The sequence below is a fragment of the Streptomyces thermodiastaticus genome, from assembly GCF_014656135.1.
GTDB lineage: Bacteria > Actinomycetota > Actinomycetes > Streptomycetales > Streptomycetaceae > Streptomyces > Streptomyces thermodiastaticus.
In genome coordinates this window covers 39,841-55,182 of record NZ_BNBV01000021.1, presented here as the reverse complement: position 1 = coordinate 55,182, position 15,342 = coordinate 39,841, and the positions used below count along the sequence as shown (strand labels likewise).

The following is a 15,342-nucleotide window of genomic DNA, read 5'->3' as shown; positions in this document are numbered from 1 at the left end:
TCCCGCCCCGGTGTCGCCGGGCGGCCGGGCTCAGCCGGTGGTGGCGGGGTCGGTGGCGGGGCGGAACGGCAGCGCCGAGGCGGGGACGACCAGGTCGGCGCGGCCGCGGGTCGCCGCCACCAGGTCCGCGTTGCGCTGGTCGGGGCCCAGCGCCCAGGCGACGGCCGCCTCGTGGTCCTTGCCGAACCGCTCGTGCCGGGCGATCAGCCGGCGGATCCGCTCGTCCTCGTCCAGCTCGCAGAACCACACCTCGTCCAGCTGCGGGCGCACCCGGGCCCAGGCGCCGGTGCCGAGCAGCAGGTAGTTGCCCTCCGTCACCACCAGCCGGACGGCCGGCGGCACGGGCACGGCGCCCGCCAGCGGCTGTTCCAGCACGCGCTCGAAGCCGGGCGCGTAGACGGTCTCGCCGCTGCCGTCCGCCCTGTACTCCTCGTGCAGCCGCCGCAGCAGCGCCGCGTAGCCCGCCGCGTCGAAGGTGTCCGGCGCACCCTTGCGGTCCAGGCGCCCCAGGCGGGCCAGTTCGGCGTCGGCCAGGTGGAAGCCGTCCATCGGGACGTGGGCGGCCCACGGCTCCCCGTCGCCGTTCAGGGCCCGTACGAGCTGCTCGGCCAGGGTGGACTTGCCCGCGCCGGGGCTGCCCGCGACACCGAGCACGGCCCGGTGGCCGTCGCGGACGAGGGACCGGGCACGGCAAAGAAGATCGTCGAAGGTCAGCGGCACGCGCCCCAGTGTGTCACCCGCTGTCACCCGGCCGGACCGGTTCCGCGGCGGCGGAGGCGGCCGAGGGGCCGTGAGCGGCCGGGAGGACGCCGGGGAACGTGGACGATCCCGGAGAACTCCGTGACGAAGCCGGGGAACTCCGTGACGATCCCGGTGAACTCCGCGATCCGGGAAACGCGGCCTGTATGACACAGCTCGGTCTGCCCCGGAAGATCCTCGCCTGCCTCTTCGACCTCGACGGGGTGGTCACCAGGACGGCCGCCGTGCACGCGGCCGCCTGGAAGGAGACCTTCGACGCCTTCCTGCGGGAGCGGGAAGGCCCCAGATACCGCCCGTTCGACCAGGTCGCGGACTACGACCGGTACGTCGACGGCCGGCCCCGCGCCGACGGGGTGCGCACCTTCCTCGCCTCCCGCGGTATCCGGCTGCCCGAGGGCAGCCCCGGCGACCCGCCGGACGCCGCGACCGTCAACGGGGTGGGCAACCGGAAGAACGAGCTGGTCCTGCGGAAGATCCGCACCGGCGGCGTGGAGGCGTACGAGGGCACCCTGCGCTACCTGGACGCGGTGCGTGCGGAGGGGCTGAGGACGGCCATCGTCTCCTCCAGCGCCAACACCGTCGAAGTGCTGCGGTCGATCGGCGCCGAGCACCTCTTCGACGTCCGCGTCGACGGTGTCGTCGCCCGCGAGCGCAATCTGCCCGGCAAGCCGCACCCGGACACGTTCCTGGCCGCCGCGCACGACCTCGGTGTCGACGCGGACCGGGCGGCGGTGTTCGAGGACGCGCTGGCCGGGATGGAGGCCGGCCGCTCGGGCCGGTTCGGATACGTCGTCGGAGTGGACCGCGCCGGGCAGCGCGACGCCCTGTACCGGCACGGAGCCGACATCGTCGTCGACGACCTCGCCCAACTCCTCGGCGACCAGGGAGGCACAGCATGATCACCCACCGCTCGTACGCCGTCGAACCATGGAGCGTGCGCGAGACCGAGCTGAGCCTGGACGTGCTCGCCCAGAGCGAGTCCGTGTTCGCGCTGTCCAACGGCCACGTGGGCTGGCGCGGCAACCTCGACGAGGGCGAACCGCACGGCCTGCCGGGCTCCTACCTCAACGGGGTGTACGAGCTGCATCCCCTGCCGTACGCCGAGGCCGGCTACGGCTACCCGGAGTCCGGGCAGACCGTCATCAACGTCACCAACGGCAAGGTGCTGCGGCTGCTGGTCGACGACGAGCCGTTCGACCTGCGCTACGGACGGCTGCTGTCCCACCAGCGCGTCCTCGACCTGCGCCGAGGGGTGCTGGAGCGGACCTGCGAGTGGTGCTCGCCCGCCGGGACCCGGGTCAAGGTCCGCTCCACCCGGATGATCTCCCTCACCCAGCGGTCCATCGGCGCGGTGGCCTACGAGGTGGAGCCCGTGGACTGCCACGTCCGCATCGTCGTGCAGTCCGAACTCGTCGCCAACGAGCAGCTGCCCGAGTCCGGCGGCGACCCGCGCGCCGCGCTCGCCCTGCAGTCCCCGCTGGAGCCGGAGGAGAACTTCGCCTGCGGTCACCGGCTGCGGCTGGTGCACCGCACCCGCCGCAGCGGCCTGCGGGTCGCCGTCGCCGCCGACCATGTCGTCACCGGCCCCGGCCACATCACCACCGCGAGCGAGAGCCACCCCGACCTGGCCCGGCTGACCATCGCCTCCGTGCTGCGGTCGGGGCAGGTGCTGCGCGTGGAGAAGATCGTCGCGCACGGCTGGTCCGGCACCCGCTCGCTGCCGGCGATGAGCGACCAGGTGGACGCCGCCCTGGCGGCCGCCGCGTTGGACGGCTGGGAGGGCCTGGCGCAGGAACAACGCGCCTGCCTGGACGACTTCTGGGCGCGTGCGGACGTCGAGGTGGACGGTGACGAGGAGATCCAGCAGGCCGTCCGGTTCGGCCTGTTCCATGTGCTGCAGGCCGGCGCACGCGCCGAGGAACGGGCGATCCCGGCCAAGGGACTGACCGGTTCCGGCTACGACGGGCACGCCTTCTGGGACACCGAGATGTTCGTGCTGCCCGTGCTGACCTACACCGCGCCCGAGGCCGTGGCAGAGGCACTGCGCTGGCGGCAGAACACCCTGCCCGCGGCCCGGGAACGCGCCGCCCAGCTGGGGCTGCGCGGCGCCGCCTTCCCCTGGCGCACCATCGACGGCCGGGAGGGCTCGGCGTACTGGCCCGCCGGCACGGCGGCCTTCCACGTCGACGCCGACATCGCGCACGCCCTGGTGCGCTATGTAGCCGCCACCGGGGACGAGGAGTTCGCCCGGGACACCGGGCTCCAGGTGCTGGTGGAGACGGCCCGGCTGTGGCGCTCGCTCGGCCACCACGACCACCGCGGCACCTTCCACATCGACGGTGTCACCGGCCCCGACGAGTACAGCGCCATCGCGGACGACAACGTCTACACCAACCTGATGGCCCGCGGGAACCTGCTGGCCGCCGCCGAGGCCGTCGAACGGTACCCGGAACAGGCGCAGCGGTTCGGCGCCGACGACGAGGAGAGCGCCTCCTGGCGGGACGCCGCCGAGGCCATGAACATCCCGTACAACCCCGAACTGAAGGTGCACGAGCAGAGCGAGGGCTTCACCCGCTACCAGCGCTGGGACTTCGCCGGCACCCGCGCCGACCAGTACCCGCTGCTGCTGCACTTCCCCTACTTCGACCTGTACCGCAAACAGGTGGTCAAACAGGCCGACCTGGTGCTGGCCCTGTACACCTGCGGGCACGAGTTCGACGAGGAGCACATCGCCCGCGATTTCGCCTACTACGAGGCGCTGACGGTGCGGGACTCCTCCCTGTCGGCGTGCATCCAGGCGGTGATCGCCGCGCAGACCGGCCATCTGCGGCTCGCCTACGACTACACGGCCGAGGCGGCCCTGATGGACCTGGAGGACCTGGAGCACAACACCCGCGACGGGCTGCACATCGCCTCGCTGGCCGGCACCTGGATGGCACTGGTGACCGGGTTCGGCGGCGCGCGGCGCTCGGGGACCGTGCTGGAATTCTCCCCGCGGCTGCCGGAGCGGTTCAGCCGCCTCGCCTTCCGTCTGCTGTTCCGCGGACGCCGGCTGGCCGTGGAGATCACCCAGGAGCAGGCCGCCTACACGCTGCTGTCCGGGCCGCCGGTGACGGTCCGTCACCACGGCGAGGAGGTCGAGCTGAAACCCGGTGCACCCGTGGCCCGCCCGGTGCCGCCGCAGCCGCATCTGCCGCCCCTGGAACAGCCGCCGCACCGCCGCCCCCAGGCCGGCCGCGGCAGGCACCGCTGACCGGCCGGTCCATCCCCGCACGCGCGGACGCGACGGCGCCCTCACGCACCGGCGCCGCGCCCGCGGCCGTCAGGCACCGGCGCCGCGCCTGCCGTCACGCCGCATCGCCGGTGAGCAGGTCCCGCAGCACGCGTTCCTGTTCGGGGGTCAGGCGGGTGACGAACTGCCGCAACGCGGCGACCGGGTCGGGGCCGCGGCCCAGGGCGTCGTGCATGGCCTGGGCGGTCACCTCGGCCGCGTTCTTCGCGGGGCGGTACGCGCCGCGCCGCCCGTCCGCCTGGCGCAGCACCAGCCCCTTGCCGCACAGCCGGCCGAGAACGGTGTGCACGGTGTTGTACGCCAGTCCGCCGCCGAGCCGCACCTGGATCTCGGCCGGGGTCAGCGGCCGCCGGGCCGCCCACAGCGTCGCGAGGATGTCGCTCTCCAGCTCGCCCGGGCCGCGCCGTCCCGGTCTGTCATGAGGCTCTCCACCAGCCATGCCCTCACCCTTTGCAGTGCGTGAACAGTCCGGCGTCCGGCGCAGCCCACCCGGCACCGCACCCCGACGCGGGGTACGTTGTGCCTGATTCGTCCCGGGGCGAGCACCGGCAGGCCCTGCCCGGATGCCCTCCCGGCGACCCGCTGGTGCCGTGCCCGGCTCCTGTGTCCGGTCCGGGGACCGAGCAGCCGGATACCCTACAGTGCGTAGGGGAGGGGTGGAGATGGCCGACGGTGCGCACGCCGTACTCGCCGGGAGCCGGCGGCCCGGACCCGTGCCGGGAGCCGGCCGCATGCTCCGGCGACGCGGCGACACCCCCCTCGCGGCGGTGGCCGCCGCCTTCACCCTCGCCCAACTGCTGCTCGTCCGCCCCGGGATGGGCCTCGGCTGGGACGAAACCGTCTACGTCAGCCAGGTCTCCGCCCACGCACCCGCCGCCTACTTCAGCGCCCCCCGCGCCCGCGGCATCTCGCTGCTGGTGGCCCCCGTCGCCTCCTGGTCCTCCTCGACCGCCCTGCTGCGCGTCTACCTCGCGGTGCTCTCCGGCCTCGCCCTGTGGGCGGCGCTGCGCGTGTGGCGGGCCTTCTTCCCCGTCCGCGTCCTCGCCCTCGCCGGCGCACTGTTCGCCACCTTGTGGGTGACGCTGTTCTACGGCCCTCAGGCCATGCCCAACTACTGGGTCGCCGTCGGCGCCCTGGCCTGCGCCGGCTGTTTCCTGCGCGCCCGTGCGGACCGGCACGACCGGACCGCACGGTACGGCCTGGCCGGCTCGGCCGCCTTCATGGCCCTGATGCGGCCCATGGACGCGGTGTGGGTGGTGCTGCCGCTGCTCGTGCTCGCCCTGCCGCGCCGCCGGCACCCGCTCCTCGTCACCCTCCTCGCCGGCCTGGCCGCCGGCAGTGCGGAGTGGGTGATCGAGGCCTATGTCAGCTACGGCGGGCTGCTGCGACGGCTGTCCGACGGCTCGGCCGTCCAGGGCGGCCTGGGCTGGCACTTCGCCGTGCCGGACCAGCTGCGCAGCCTCGGCGGCCGGACCCTGTGCCGGCCCTGCACCGGCGCCCCGCCCCACCCCGTGGTCACCGTCTGGTGGTTCGTGCTGCCGCTGCTCGCCCTGCTGGGTCTCACCGTCGCCCGGCGCGAGCGGCGCGCCACGCCCAGCGCGCTCGCGGCGGCCTGCGCCGCCACCGCCGCCTTCCCCTACCTGTTCCTCATCGGCTACGCCGCGCCACGCTTCCTGCTGCCCGCCTACGCGCTGCTGGTCCTCCCGGTCGCCGACGCGCTGCCGCATCTCGTGCGCTCGCCCCGCGGACGGTGGCGCCCCGCAGTGCTGAGCCTGGTCGTCCTCGCCGTCGCCGCCCACCTCGCGGTGCAGTACGCGGTCCTCGCGCACACCGTCTCGCGCACCACCGCCGCCCACCGGGAATGGGACCGCACCGCGGCGGAGCTGCACCGGCTCGGGGTACGCCCGCCCTGCCTGCTCACCGGTGACAACGCCCTGCCGATCGCGTTCTACACCGGCTGCCGTTCCGCCGCGACCACCGGCCCCAACGCCAACGCCACCGCGGCGGGCATCGCGGAGGCCGCCCGGCGCATGCCGGCCGCGGCCCTCGTCGCCGGCCACGGCTCGCCGCCGGCGTACGCCCGCGCCTGGGCCGTCCACCGGTTCGGCGATCTGCGTCTGTACGTCGCCCCGTCGGCCGCACCGGGCGCCGCGTCCGCCTCCGCGGAGAGTCCGGGCACCCCGGTCACCGGCGTCGCCGGAGCCGTCCCGGCGCGAGGGGGACGTGACACATGACCTCGCCGCTGGCGGCCGCCGCCACCGTCCTGCGCCGCCGGAACCGGTGGCAGACCGCGGCCCTGTGCGTGGTGCTGCTGTGCGCCGCCTGGCTCGGCCGGCGGCACTGGCCGGTGCTGCAGGACGGCGCCGGCCAGCTCGCCGGCGCCGACCAGAGGTGGCTGCTGGCCGGGTCCGCGGCCGCCGTCGCCACCTGGATGTGCGCGGCGCTCGCCCAGCAGGGCGCGGTGGCCGAGCGGCTGCCCCGTGGCCGGCTGATCGCGGCCCAGTTCGCCGCCTCCGCCGCCAACCATGTCCTGCCCGCGGGCCTCGGCGCGGGCGCGGTCAACCTCCGCTTCCTGATGCGGTGCGGGCTGTCCGCGGCCCGCTCGGCGAGCGCACTGGCGGTCAAGGCCGCCGCGGGCGCCCTCACCCGCACCGCCCTGATCGCCGTGCTCGCCGTCGCCTGCCCCGGCCTGCTCCGCCTCCCGCCCGTGTCCCCCCCGGCCCTGGCCGCACTTCCGGCCCTCGTCCTGCTCGTGGCGGTGCTGCTGCGCGGACCGCTGCGGGCGCGGTGCGGGCGCGCGCTGGGCTCGGTGCTCGCCGACATCCGGGCCGTGCACACCCGGCCGTGCCGCGCGGCCGCCCTGTGGGGCGGCTCGCTGGCCTTCGCCACGGCTCACGCGCTGGTGGTGGTCGCGGTCGGGCAGGCCGTCGGGCTGCCGGTGTCCCCGCTGCGGGTGGCGCTCCTCTACCTCGCCGCGAGCAGTGCCGCCGCCCTGCTGCCCACCCCCGGCGGCCTCGGCTCCCTGGACGCCGCGCTCGCCTTCGCCCTCACCACCGCGGGCGCCCCCGGCTCCGCCGCCGCCTCGGCCGTCCTGGGCTACCGCCTGCTGACCGTGTGGGCCCCGCTCCTGCCCGGCCTCGTCGTCCTCGGCTTCCTGATCCGCCGCAGAGCCGTGTGAGGCGGCCGGCACCTGACGGATCCACGCCCGGCCGGCGGGCCGGGCCGCACGCGGCGGCCGCCGGGGAAGCCGGATCCCGGTGGGGGGATTGGGGCGGGCCTTGCGGGAAACGCGGATCACGACACCGTACGTACGCCGCCGCGAGGGAGGCACCCGTGAGCACCGATCCGATGGCGGACGACGCCTACCAGCCCACCGGGAGCAACGAGGAGCAGGATGACGCAGCGCCGCTGGACCTGCAGGACGCGGTGGACGAACGGACCTTGGACGACATCCTCGACGAGGGGTACTCCCCGCCGGAGAAGCCGCTCGGCGTCGACGAGCACGGCACCACCGCCGCCGAACAGCACACGGGCGAGACCCTGGACCGCCGCCTGGCCCGGGAACAGCCCGAGGTGACGGAACAGGAGGGCGACTCCGTCGGCGACCTGCCCGGCGGCGAGGGCGAGCCGGTCGACCCCCAGGCCGGCGGTCCGCGGGCCGGCCGGCTGGTCGCACCGGACGAGGGCGCGCACGCCGACACCACCGCCGAGGAGGTGGCGTCCGACGCCGGTATCGACGCGGGGGCGGCCGGGGCGGAGGAGGCCGCCATGCACATCGTGGAGGACGACGGCACGCTCCCGGAGGAACCGGGCGGGCCGTGACGCGCGACGGCCCGGGAGAGCCGTGAGGGACGGGGCGCCGTGAGGCGCGGCGGACCGGGCGGGCGGTGAGGCGCGGCGGACCGCGCGAGCCGTGCGGCGCGGGACGACCCGGACGATGCCAAGGCGGCAGGAGGAGACAGGCGCGGACAGGCGCGGCGGGAAGGGAAAAGGCGAGGCGACGAGCAGGAGGGGCGGGTACCGGTTCGACGACCCGGGCCCGCCCCCTAGGCGCTTTGCGCCCGCAGGTGTGCGGGCCGGTTCTACGGCAGCAGCTTGTCCAGGGCAGCCGGACCCTCTTTCTCGATCTTGCGCTTGGCCCACTCCAGGTTCTGCGGCGTGACGTCCCGGCCCGCGGCCAGCACGACGTCCTCGGGCGAGACGTCGTTGCCGGTGCGGGCGTGGAGCACCTCGTCCGGGGTGCACCCCCCGGACCTGCCGGATGCTTCGGGTCGTGATGTCGACATGTGTCCTCCTCGCTCCGGGGCCGGGTCCCCGCCCGGTTCCGGACTGCGCCGACCGTGTCGCGGGACCGGAACCTTCTCCCACCATTGCCCGCCGCGCCGCCGACTGCATCCGGAACGGCCGGCGCCCGCACCGGCCGCGCACGCCCCCGTCGCCGCGGCTTGCGCGTCCCGTCGCCGCACCGCCCGCCCGCGGCCACGGCCGCCCGGGTGCCCGGCGTCCTAAGCTGGAGGAACCCGACGCACAGGGAGGCCATGATGGCCGGATCCCCGGGCCTGCCGCCCTTCCACGGCGGCCGGCATGTGCCGATCGCCGAACACGGACTCATCGGCGACCTGCGCACCGTCGCCCTGGTCGGCAGCGACGGCACGATCGACTGGTACTGCCCCCCGGCCTTCGACGCCCCGAGCGTCTTCGCGTCCATCCTGGACGCCGACCACGGAGGCTGTTTCGAACTCGCCGCTGCCGAAGCACTCCGCACCAAGCAGTTCTACTTCCCCGACACCAATGTGCTGATCACCCGGTTCTACACCGAGGAAGGCGCCGGGGAGGTCCAGGACTTCATGCCGGTGGCCGGCGCCACGGGCATCCCGGGGGAGGCCGACCGGCACCGGCTCATCCGCCGTGTGCTGTGCGTGCGCGGCACCCTGTCCTTCCGGGCACGGATCGCCCCCCGGTTCCACTACGCCGCCGATGCGCACACCGTCCGCAGCGACGGCTGCGCGGTCCTGTTCGAGTCGCCCTCACTGTCCCTCGCCCTCACGGCCACCGTCCCCCTGGAGATCGAGGAGCCGGACGTGCGCGCGGACTTCAAACTGTCCGAGGGTGACTCGGCCGTCTTCGCCCTGGACCAGATCGGCGGCGACGTGGCGCCGCGCCGGTGCCCCCACCTGGAGGCCGAGGCACAGTTCAACGCCACCGTGGCCTACTGGCGGCGGTGGCTCGCACAGTCCCGTTACCGGGGGCGGTGGCGGGAGATGGTGCACCGTTCCGCGCTGACCCTGAAGCTGCTCACCTACGCACCCACCGGCGCCATCGTCGCCGCCCCCACCACCAGCCTGCCGGAACGCATCGGCGGCGAGCGCAACTGGGACTACCGCTACGTGTGGGTGCGGGACGCCGCGTTCGCCGTCTACGCGCTGCTGCGGCTCGGCTTCAGCGGCGAGGCCGAGGCGTTCATGCGCTTCGTCACTTCCCACATCAGCCCGGGCGACGGCAAGGCCAACGGCCCCTTGCAGATCATGTACGGCATCGACGGCCGCACCGATCTGCCCGAGCGGGAACTGACCCACCTGACCGGCCACCACGGCTCGGCCCCCGTCCGCGTCGGCAACGCCGCCGCCGACCAGCTCCAGCTGGACATCTACGGCGCGCTCATCGACTCCATCTACCTCTACGACAAGTGGGCGCACCCGATCTCCAGCGGCGAGTGGGACGACGTGTGCCGGCTGGTGCACTGGGTGTGCGAGCACTGGGACCAGCCCGACGAAGGGGTGTGGGAGACCCGCGGCGGCCGGAAGAACTTCCTGTACTCGCGGCTGATGTGCTGGGTCGCCATCGAACGCGCCATCCGGCTCGCCACCCACCGGGGACTGCCCGCCGATCTGCCGCACTGGCGGCAGACCCGGGACGCGATCTACCGCCGCATCATGGAACGCGGCTGGTCCGAGCGGCGGCAGGCGTTCGTGCAGTACGAGGGCGGCGAGGTGGTGGACGCCGCCGTGCTGATGATGCCGCTGGCGAAGTTCATCGCCCCCACCGACCCCAAGTGGCTGTCCACGCTCGACGCGCTCACCGAGGACCTGGTCTCCGACTCCCTCGTCTACCGCTACGACCCGCGCACCAGCCCCGACGGGCTGCACGGCGACGAGGGGACGTTCTCCATCTGCTCGTTCTGGTACGTGGAGGCCCTCACCCGGGCCGGCCGTCTCGACGAGGCGCGGCTCGCCTTCGAGAAGATGCTCACCTACGCCAACCATCTCGGCCTGTACGCCGAGGAGATCGGCCGCACCGGCGAACAGCAGGGCAACTTCCCGCAGGCCTTCACCCACCTGTCCTTGATCAGCGCCGCCTACAACCTCGACCGCGCCCTGGGCTGAGACGGTGTGTGCCCGCGGGCCGGGGGTACCCGGCCCGCGACGACGCGAGTCCACGATCCGACCGAGCAGGAGGCCCGCATGACGATCAGTGCCGAGACCGGTCACGTCACCGGCACACGGGACAAGGACTACAACCTCATCTGGTACGTGGAGTCCTGCCTGAGCAACGCGCTCCGGCTCGAGCAGTACATCCAGGACGCGGAACGGGACGGCGACAACGAACTGACGGAGCTGTTCCTCAAGGCCCAGGCCGACAGCCGCAAGGGTGCCGAACTCGGCAAGGCCCTGCTGAGCACTCGGCTGGGCGCCGCCTGAACGTACACCTGACACCCGCACTTGGCGGCCCGGGACCCACGACAGGCCCCGGGCCTCCACCTGCCCCGCCGCCCGCACACATGTCACGTGCCGGCCGCCCGCACCAGGTGTCACGTGTCACGGCACGGGCAGCTCCGCGGCCAGGGGCAACGGCTGCTCCGCCCAGATGACCTTGCCGGAGCGTGTGTAGCGGGTGCCCCAGCGCTCGGCCGTCTGCGCCACGAGGAACAGGCCCCGGCCGCCCTCGTCGGTGGAGGCGGCGTACCGCAGATGCGGCGAGGTGGCGCTGCTGTCGGACACCTCGCAGATCAGCGCCCGGTCCCGCAGCACCCGCACCCGGATCGGCGGGCTGCCGTACCGGATCGCGTTGGTCACCAGCTCGCTGAGGATCAGCTCCGTGGTGAACGCCAGCTCCTCGAGACCCCACGCGACCAGGTGCCGGGTCACCCGGGCCCGTACCTCGCCGACCGCCGACGGCTCCGGCGCGACGTCCAGCTCGGCCACCCGGCCGGGACCCAGCGCCCGGGTCCGGGCCACCAGCAGTGCGATGTCGTCGGGTGCCCGCAGCGGCTGCCGGGCGTCGAGGACCGCCCGGCACGTCTCCTCCGGCGACGGACCCGCCGCGGCCAGCAGGGTGCGCAGCTCGGCCAGGCCCGTGTCGATGTCCTGCCGCCGGTTCTCCACCAGACCGTCGGTGTACAGCACCAGCCGGCTGCCCTCGGCCAGTTCCAGCTCGGCCGTCTCGTACGGCATGCCGCCCAGCCCCAGCGGCGGACCGGCGGGCACGTCGGCGAAGGTCACCTCGCCGTCCGGCGAGACCACCGCGGGCGGCGGATGACCGGCGCGGGCCAGCGCACACCGGCGGCTGACCGGTTCGTAGACGGCGTACAGACACGTCGCCCCCACCACGGCGGGCGCCCTCGGCCCGCCGGACTGCTCGTCCTGGTCGATGCGCGCGACCAGCTCGTCCAGCAGCCCCAGCAGTTCCTCGGGCGGAAGATCCAGCGAGGAGAAGTTGTGCACCGCGGTCCGCAGCCGGCCCATGGTGGCCGCCGCGTGCAGCCCGTGCCCGACGACGTCCCCGACGACCAGCGCCACCCGCGCGCCCGGCAGCGGCAGCACGTCGAACCAGTCACCGCCCACCGCCTGCGCGGGCAGATAGCGGTAGGCGATCTCCAGGGCGTTCTGCACGGGCAGGGTCCGCGGCAGCAGACTGCGCTGCAGGGTCACGGCCATGCCGTGCTCACGGGTGTACCGGCGGGCGTTGTCGACCGCCACCGCGGCCCGCGCGACCAGCTCCTCGGCCAGCGCCAGCTCCTCGGCGTCGAACGGCTCGGGGTGCTCGGCGCGCCAGAAACTCACCAGGCCCAGCACCGCCGGCCCCGCCCGCACCGGCACCGTGATCAGCGAATGGATGCCGTATGCCACGACCCGGTCGGCCCTCTCCGGATCCAGGGCCGGCCAGCCCGGGGCTGCCTCCAGACGGGGCTCCAGGACGGGCCGGCGGGTGCGCAGACTGTCCGCCTGCGGGGAGAGGGGCGCGATGCGGATCTCCTGGCCCACCGGGTACAGCGGGGCGTCGTCGCGGACGCCGGCGGACGCCGTGCGCCGCAGCACGGACCCCTGGTCGGGATCGTCGCCGCGCAGCACCGCGTCGTACAGATCCACCGTGGCGAAGTCCGCGAAACGCGGCACCGCCACCCGGACCAGCTCCTGCGCGGTGCGCCGCACGTCCAGGCTGGTGCCCACGGCCACCCCGGCGTCGTAGAGCAGGCTCAGCCGCTCACGGGCCTGTTCCGCGCGGCCGGACAGCGCGCGCAGTTCCGTGGAGTCGCGCAGGGTGGCCACGCTGCCCGACGGGCCGCCGCCCGCATCGGTGGGCCGCTGGCTGACCGCCAGCAGCCGGTCGCCGACCAGGTGGACCTCGTCCGTCGCGATGCGTCCCGAGACCAGCAGACCGGCGATCTCCGGGTCCAGACCGAGATCGGACACCCGGCGCCCCTCGGCGTCCTCGGGCAGGCCGAGCAGACGGTGCGCCTCGTCGTTGGCGAGGACCAGTCCGCCGTCCGCGCCGACGATGATCACACCCTCCCGCACCGAGTGCAGCACCGCGTCGTGGTGCTCGTACATGCGGGTCATCTCGCCCGGCCCCAGCCCGTGGGTCTGGCGCAGCAGCCGTCTGCCGACCAGCGCGGTGCCCGCCGTGGCCAGCGCCAGTCCGGCGCCGGCCGCCGCCAGGACGACGGGCAGCTGCCGCTCGGCCAGGCCGCCCACCCGTGCGGTGGTGACTCCGGCCGCCACCACCCCCACCACGGTGCCGTCCGCCGCCCGGATCGGCACCACCGCCTGCACCAGGGGCCCGAGGGCCCCGTGGACCTCCTCCACCACGGTGCGGCCGTGCACCGCGGGCTCGAAGTGGCCGACGAACTGCCGGCCGATCTGCTCCGGCACCGGATGGGTGTAGCGGACCCCACTGGTGCTCAGCACCGTGACGAAGTCGACGCGTGCCTGTGTGCGGATGGCCTCCGTCCGGGGCTGGAGCTCGGCCGTCGGGTCCGGCGCGGTGAACGCGGCGGCGACGCCGGGGGAGTGGGCGAAGGCGGCCGCCACGGCGAGCGACCGACGACGCGCCTCCTGCGTGCCGTCGTGCTCCACCTGCAGCACCAGCGCCACCGCGGCCGCCAGGACGAGCAGCAGCACGATCGGGACCTGCAGGACGAACACCTGGCCGGCCACGGTGCGCCGGCGCAGGGCCGGACGCAGCCTGCCGGACCGCCCGCCGGAGGCCGCGTCGTCGGCGGCCCGGCGCCGCTCGGCGCACGCACGGGCCCGCACGGCGGCGCCGGACGCCTGCCACGGGCGCCGGCCGCCCGGACGGCGTTCCGGCCGTGTGCCGGAACGCCCCGGAAGTCGCACCATGAGCCATGTCTACCCCGCCCGGGCCCGTACGGCGAGGGCGGCCGCATCCGCCCGGCGGCACGGCCGCGGGTCCGGGCGGGCCGCCCCGGGCGGCCGGCGGTCAGCGAAGGGCGGTGCGGGCCGCCGCGAGCGCCTGCTCGGCGTACCCGCGTCCGAACAGCACCGCGTGCACCAGCAGCGGGAACAGCTGGTGCAGCCCGATCCGCTCCCGCCAGCCGTCGGCCGGCGGCGCGACCTCCTGGTAGCCGTCCAGCACCCGCTGAAGATGCGGGCAGCCGAAGAGGTGGAGCATGGCCAGGTCGGTCTCCCGGTGACCGCCGTGCGCGGCCGGATCGATCAGATGGACGTGCCCGTCCGCACCCCACAGGACGTTGCCGTTCCACAGGTCGCCGTGCAGCCGCGCGGGCGGTTCGGCGGGCCCGGCCAGCTCGGGCAGCCGCTCCAGGACGTCCTCGATCACGGCCGCCTCGGCCGGGCGCAGCACACCGTCGTCGACCGCGCGGCGCAGATAGGGCAGCACCCGGTGCTCCGCGTACCAGCGGGGCCAGTCGTCGCCGGTGGCGTTGCGCATCGGGGCGAGCCCGATGTACGCGTCCTCGCATCCGCCCGGAGGCGGCGAACCGAAGGCGGGCGCCCCGGACAGGTGCAGCGCGGCGAGGTCACGGCCGAACCGCAGCGCGGCCCGCTCGCTCGGCCGGCCGTCCGGGACGCGGTCGGTCACCAGCCAGCGCCCGTCGTGCCCGTGGACCCGGGGGATGCGCACCGTGCCGGCGGCGGCCAGCCAGCGCAGGCCCGCGGCCTCCGCGCGCAGGGCGTCCGGCTGGTCGCCGCGCTTGACCATGACCACGTGGCCGTCGTCCAGCGACACCTCGGTGAGCGTCGCGGTCAGCGGGCGCGACGCGGTCACGGCACGCACGGTGACACGGGACGCCGCGGCCTGCGGGCCGGACGGGGCGGCGGGCGCGTCGCCGGACCGGCCCGCGGTCACGACGGCAGCTGCTCGCGGACCCAGGCGAGCAGGCCGGGCACCGCGGCCTCGATCAAGCCCAGCACCTCCTCGAACCCCTCGGGGCCGCCGTAGTACGGGTCGGGCACGTCCAGGTCGCCGGTGGCCTCCGGGTCGAAGGAGCGCAGCATCCGCACCCGGGACGGGTCGTCGACGAGGCGGCGCAGGGCCTTCTCGTGGCCGCGGTCCATGGCCAGGAGCAGGTCGGCGTCCAGATGGCCGTCGCCCACCTGCGCGGCGACGTGCTCCACGGGGTAGCCGTGCCGGGCCAGCACCTCGGCGGCCCGCTCGTCGATGGACTCCCCGACATGCCAGGGGCCGATCCCGGCGCTGGTGACCCGCACCGACTCCGCCAGCCCCGCCCGGCGCAGATGCTCGCCGAAGACCAGGGCCGCTGACGGCGACCGGCAGATGTTCCCGCTGCAGACGAAACAGATGTGCACGGCCCCAGGGTAGAGGGCGCGCCACCGCCCGGACGCCGGCCCCCGGGCGGCCGGCGGCCTCCCGGCTGAGAGCCGGCTCCCCGGCGGCGAGCCGGACGCGGTCCGCGCCGGCGCACAGGACGGCCATGCGCCCCGCAGACCCCGTACGGGAGCGACGACGCCCCCGGTTCCCGCCCGCATCGGGACCGGCATCGCGGGGCACTCGGCGCCGGGAGCCGCCCAGGA

The 15,342-nt window shown here is 74.9% G+C and carries 13 protein-coding genes; 7 read left to right on the top strand and 6 right to left on the bottom strand.

Translation table 11 applies throughout. The annotated features are described in order from the left end of the window. Positions 1-30 precede the first annotated feature (30 nt). Positions 31-720: a nucleoside/nucleotide kinase family protein gene (locus IE286_RS19040; protein WP_189797970.1), complete on the bottom strand. Its 690-nt coding sequence runs from the start codon at positions 718-720 to the stop codon at positions 31-33. A gap of 185 nt (positions 721-905) precedes the next feature. Between IE286_RS19040 and IE286_RS19035 the strand changes: the two genes are divergently transcribed. Together IE286_RS19035 and IE286_RS19030 are read left to right on the top strand one after the other, a co-directional pair. Then, entirely contained in the window at positions 906-1,658 is a 753-nt protein-coding gene (locus IE286_RS19035) for an HAD family hydrolase (protein WP_189797969.1), read from the top strand. After that, on the top strand, positions 1,655-4,012 hold the full coding sequence (locus tag IE286_RS19030) for a glycoside hydrolase family 65 protein (RefSeq protein ID WP_189797968.1): 2,358 nt from the start codon (positions 1,655-1,657) through the stop codon (positions 4,010-4,012). The genes IE286_RS19035 and IE286_RS19030 overlap by 4 nt, the downstream gene beginning before the upstream one ends. 94 nt (positions 4,013-4,106) lie before the next feature. On the opposite strand, the gene IE286_RS19025 is transcribed toward IE286_RS19030, so the two are convergent. Further along, positions 4,107-4,490 (bottom strand): BlaI/MecI/CopY family transcriptional regulator, encoded by a 384-nt coding sequence (locus tag IE286_RS19025; RefSeq protein WP_189797967.1) that lies wholly within the window; start codon positions 4,488-4,490, stop codon positions 4,107-4,109. Between the two features lie 223 nt (positions 4,491-4,713). On the opposite strand from IE286_RS19025, the gene IE286_RS19020 reads away from it, so the two are divergent. From IE286_RS19020 to IE286_RS19010, 3 genes are all read left to right on the top strand, one after another. Next, entirely contained in the window at positions 4,714-6,285 is a 1,572-nt protein-coding gene (locus IE286_RS19020) for a hypothetical protein (RefSeq protein ID WP_229863134.1), read from the top strand. Continuing rightward, complete coding sequence (locus IE286_RS19015) at positions 6,282-7,229, top strand: lysylphosphatidylglycerol synthase domain-containing protein (RefSeq protein WP_189797966.1); 948 nt, start codon at positions 6,282-6,284, stop codon at positions 7,227-7,229. The genes IE286_RS19020 and IE286_RS19015 overlap by 4 nt, the downstream gene beginning before the upstream one ends. Positions 7,230-7,384: 155 nt before the next feature. Further along, positions 7,385-7,873: a DUF5709 domain-containing protein gene (locus IE286_RS19010; RefSeq protein WP_189797965.1), complete on the top strand. Its 489-nt coding sequence runs from the start codon at positions 7,385-7,387 to the stop codon at positions 7,871-7,873. Between the two features lie 260 nt (positions 7,874-8,133). Here the strand turns inward: IE286_RS19010 and IE286_RS19005 are convergent, their stop codons facing one another. After that, entirely contained in the window at positions 8,134-8,337 is a 204-nt protein-coding gene (locus IE286_RS19005; protein WP_189797964.1) for a hypothetical protein, read from the bottom strand. 255 nt (positions 8,338-8,592) lie between these two features. Between IE286_RS19005 and IE286_RS19000 the strand changes: the two genes are divergently transcribed. Beyond that, the gene (locus tag IE286_RS19000) at positions 8,593-10,434 is read left to right on the top strand and encodes a glycoside hydrolase family 15 protein (protein ID WP_189797963.1); all 1,842 of its coding nucleotides are present in this window, start codon (positions 8,593-8,595) and stop codon (positions 10,432-10,434) included. Between the two features lie 78 nt (positions 10,435-10,512). Next, complete coding sequence (locus tag IE286_RS18995) at positions 10,513-10,749, top strand: hypothetical protein (protein ID WP_189797962.1); 237 nt, start codon at positions 10,513-10,515, stop codon at positions 10,747-10,749. Between the two features lie 117 nt (positions 10,750-10,866). Here the strand turns inward: IE286_RS18995 and IE286_RS18990 are convergent, their stop codons facing one another. The 3 genes from IE286_RS18990 to IE286_RS18980 form a co-directional block, all read right to left on the bottom strand. Continuing rightward, positions 10,867-13,668 (bottom strand): SpoIIE family protein phosphatase, encoded by a 2,802-nt coding sequence (locus tag IE286_RS18990; protein WP_189797961.1) that lies wholly within the window; start codon positions 13,666-13,668, stop codon positions 10,867-10,869. Between the two features lie 100 nt (positions 13,669-13,768). Further along, positions 13,769-14,575, bottom strand: coding sequence for a fructosamine kinase family protein (locus tag IE286_RS18985; RefSeq protein ID WP_372462537.1), 807 nt, complete (start codon positions 14,573-14,575; stop codon positions 13,769-13,771). A gap of 77 nt (positions 14,576-14,652) precedes the next feature. Beyond that, a complete protein-coding gene (locus tag IE286_RS18980; RefSeq protein ID WP_229863133.1) occupies positions 14,653-15,117 on the bottom strand; it encodes a low molecular weight protein-tyrosine-phosphatase in 465 nt (154 codons plus the stop codon). Positions 15,118-15,342 lie beyond the last annotated feature (225 nt).

Bases quoted from the DNA above. Each gene is read 5' to 3' on its own strand.
- IE286_RS18995 (WP_189797962.1), top strand. From the start codon at position 10,513: ATGACGATCAGTGCCGAGACCGGTCACGTCACCGGCACACGGGACAAG.
- IE286_RS19005 (WP_189797964.1), bottom strand. From the start codon at position 8,337: ATGTCGACATCACGACCCGAAGCATCCGGCAGGTCCGGGGGGTGCACC.
- IE286_RS19015 (WP_189797966.1), top strand. From the start codon at position 6,282: ATGACCTCGCCGCTGGCGGCCGCCGCCACCGTCCTGCGCCGCCGGAAC.
- IE286_RS19020 (WP_229863134.1), top strand. From the start codon at position 4,714: ATGGCCGACGGTGCGCACGCCGTACTCGCCGGGAGCCGGCGGCCCGGA.
- IE286_RS19035 (WP_189797969.1), top strand. From the start codon at position 906: ATGACACAGCTCGGTCTGCCCCGGAAGATCCTCGCCTGCCTCTTCGAC.
- IE286_RS19025 (WP_189797967.1), bottom strand. From the start codon at position 4,490: ATGGCTGGTGGAGAGCCTCATGACAGACCGGGACGGCGCGGCCCGGGC.
- IE286_RS18990 (WP_189797961.1), bottom strand. From the start codon at position 13,668: ATGGTGCGACTTCCGGGGCGTTCCGGCACACGGCCGGAACGCCGTCCG.
- IE286_RS19030 (WP_189797968.1), top strand. From the start codon at position 1,655: ATGATCACCCACCGCTCGTACGCCGTCGAACCATGGAGCGTGCGCGAG.
- IE286_RS19000 (WP_189797963.1), top strand. From the start codon at position 8,593: ATGGCCGGATCCCCGGGCCTGCCGCCCTTCCACGGCGGCCGGCATGTG.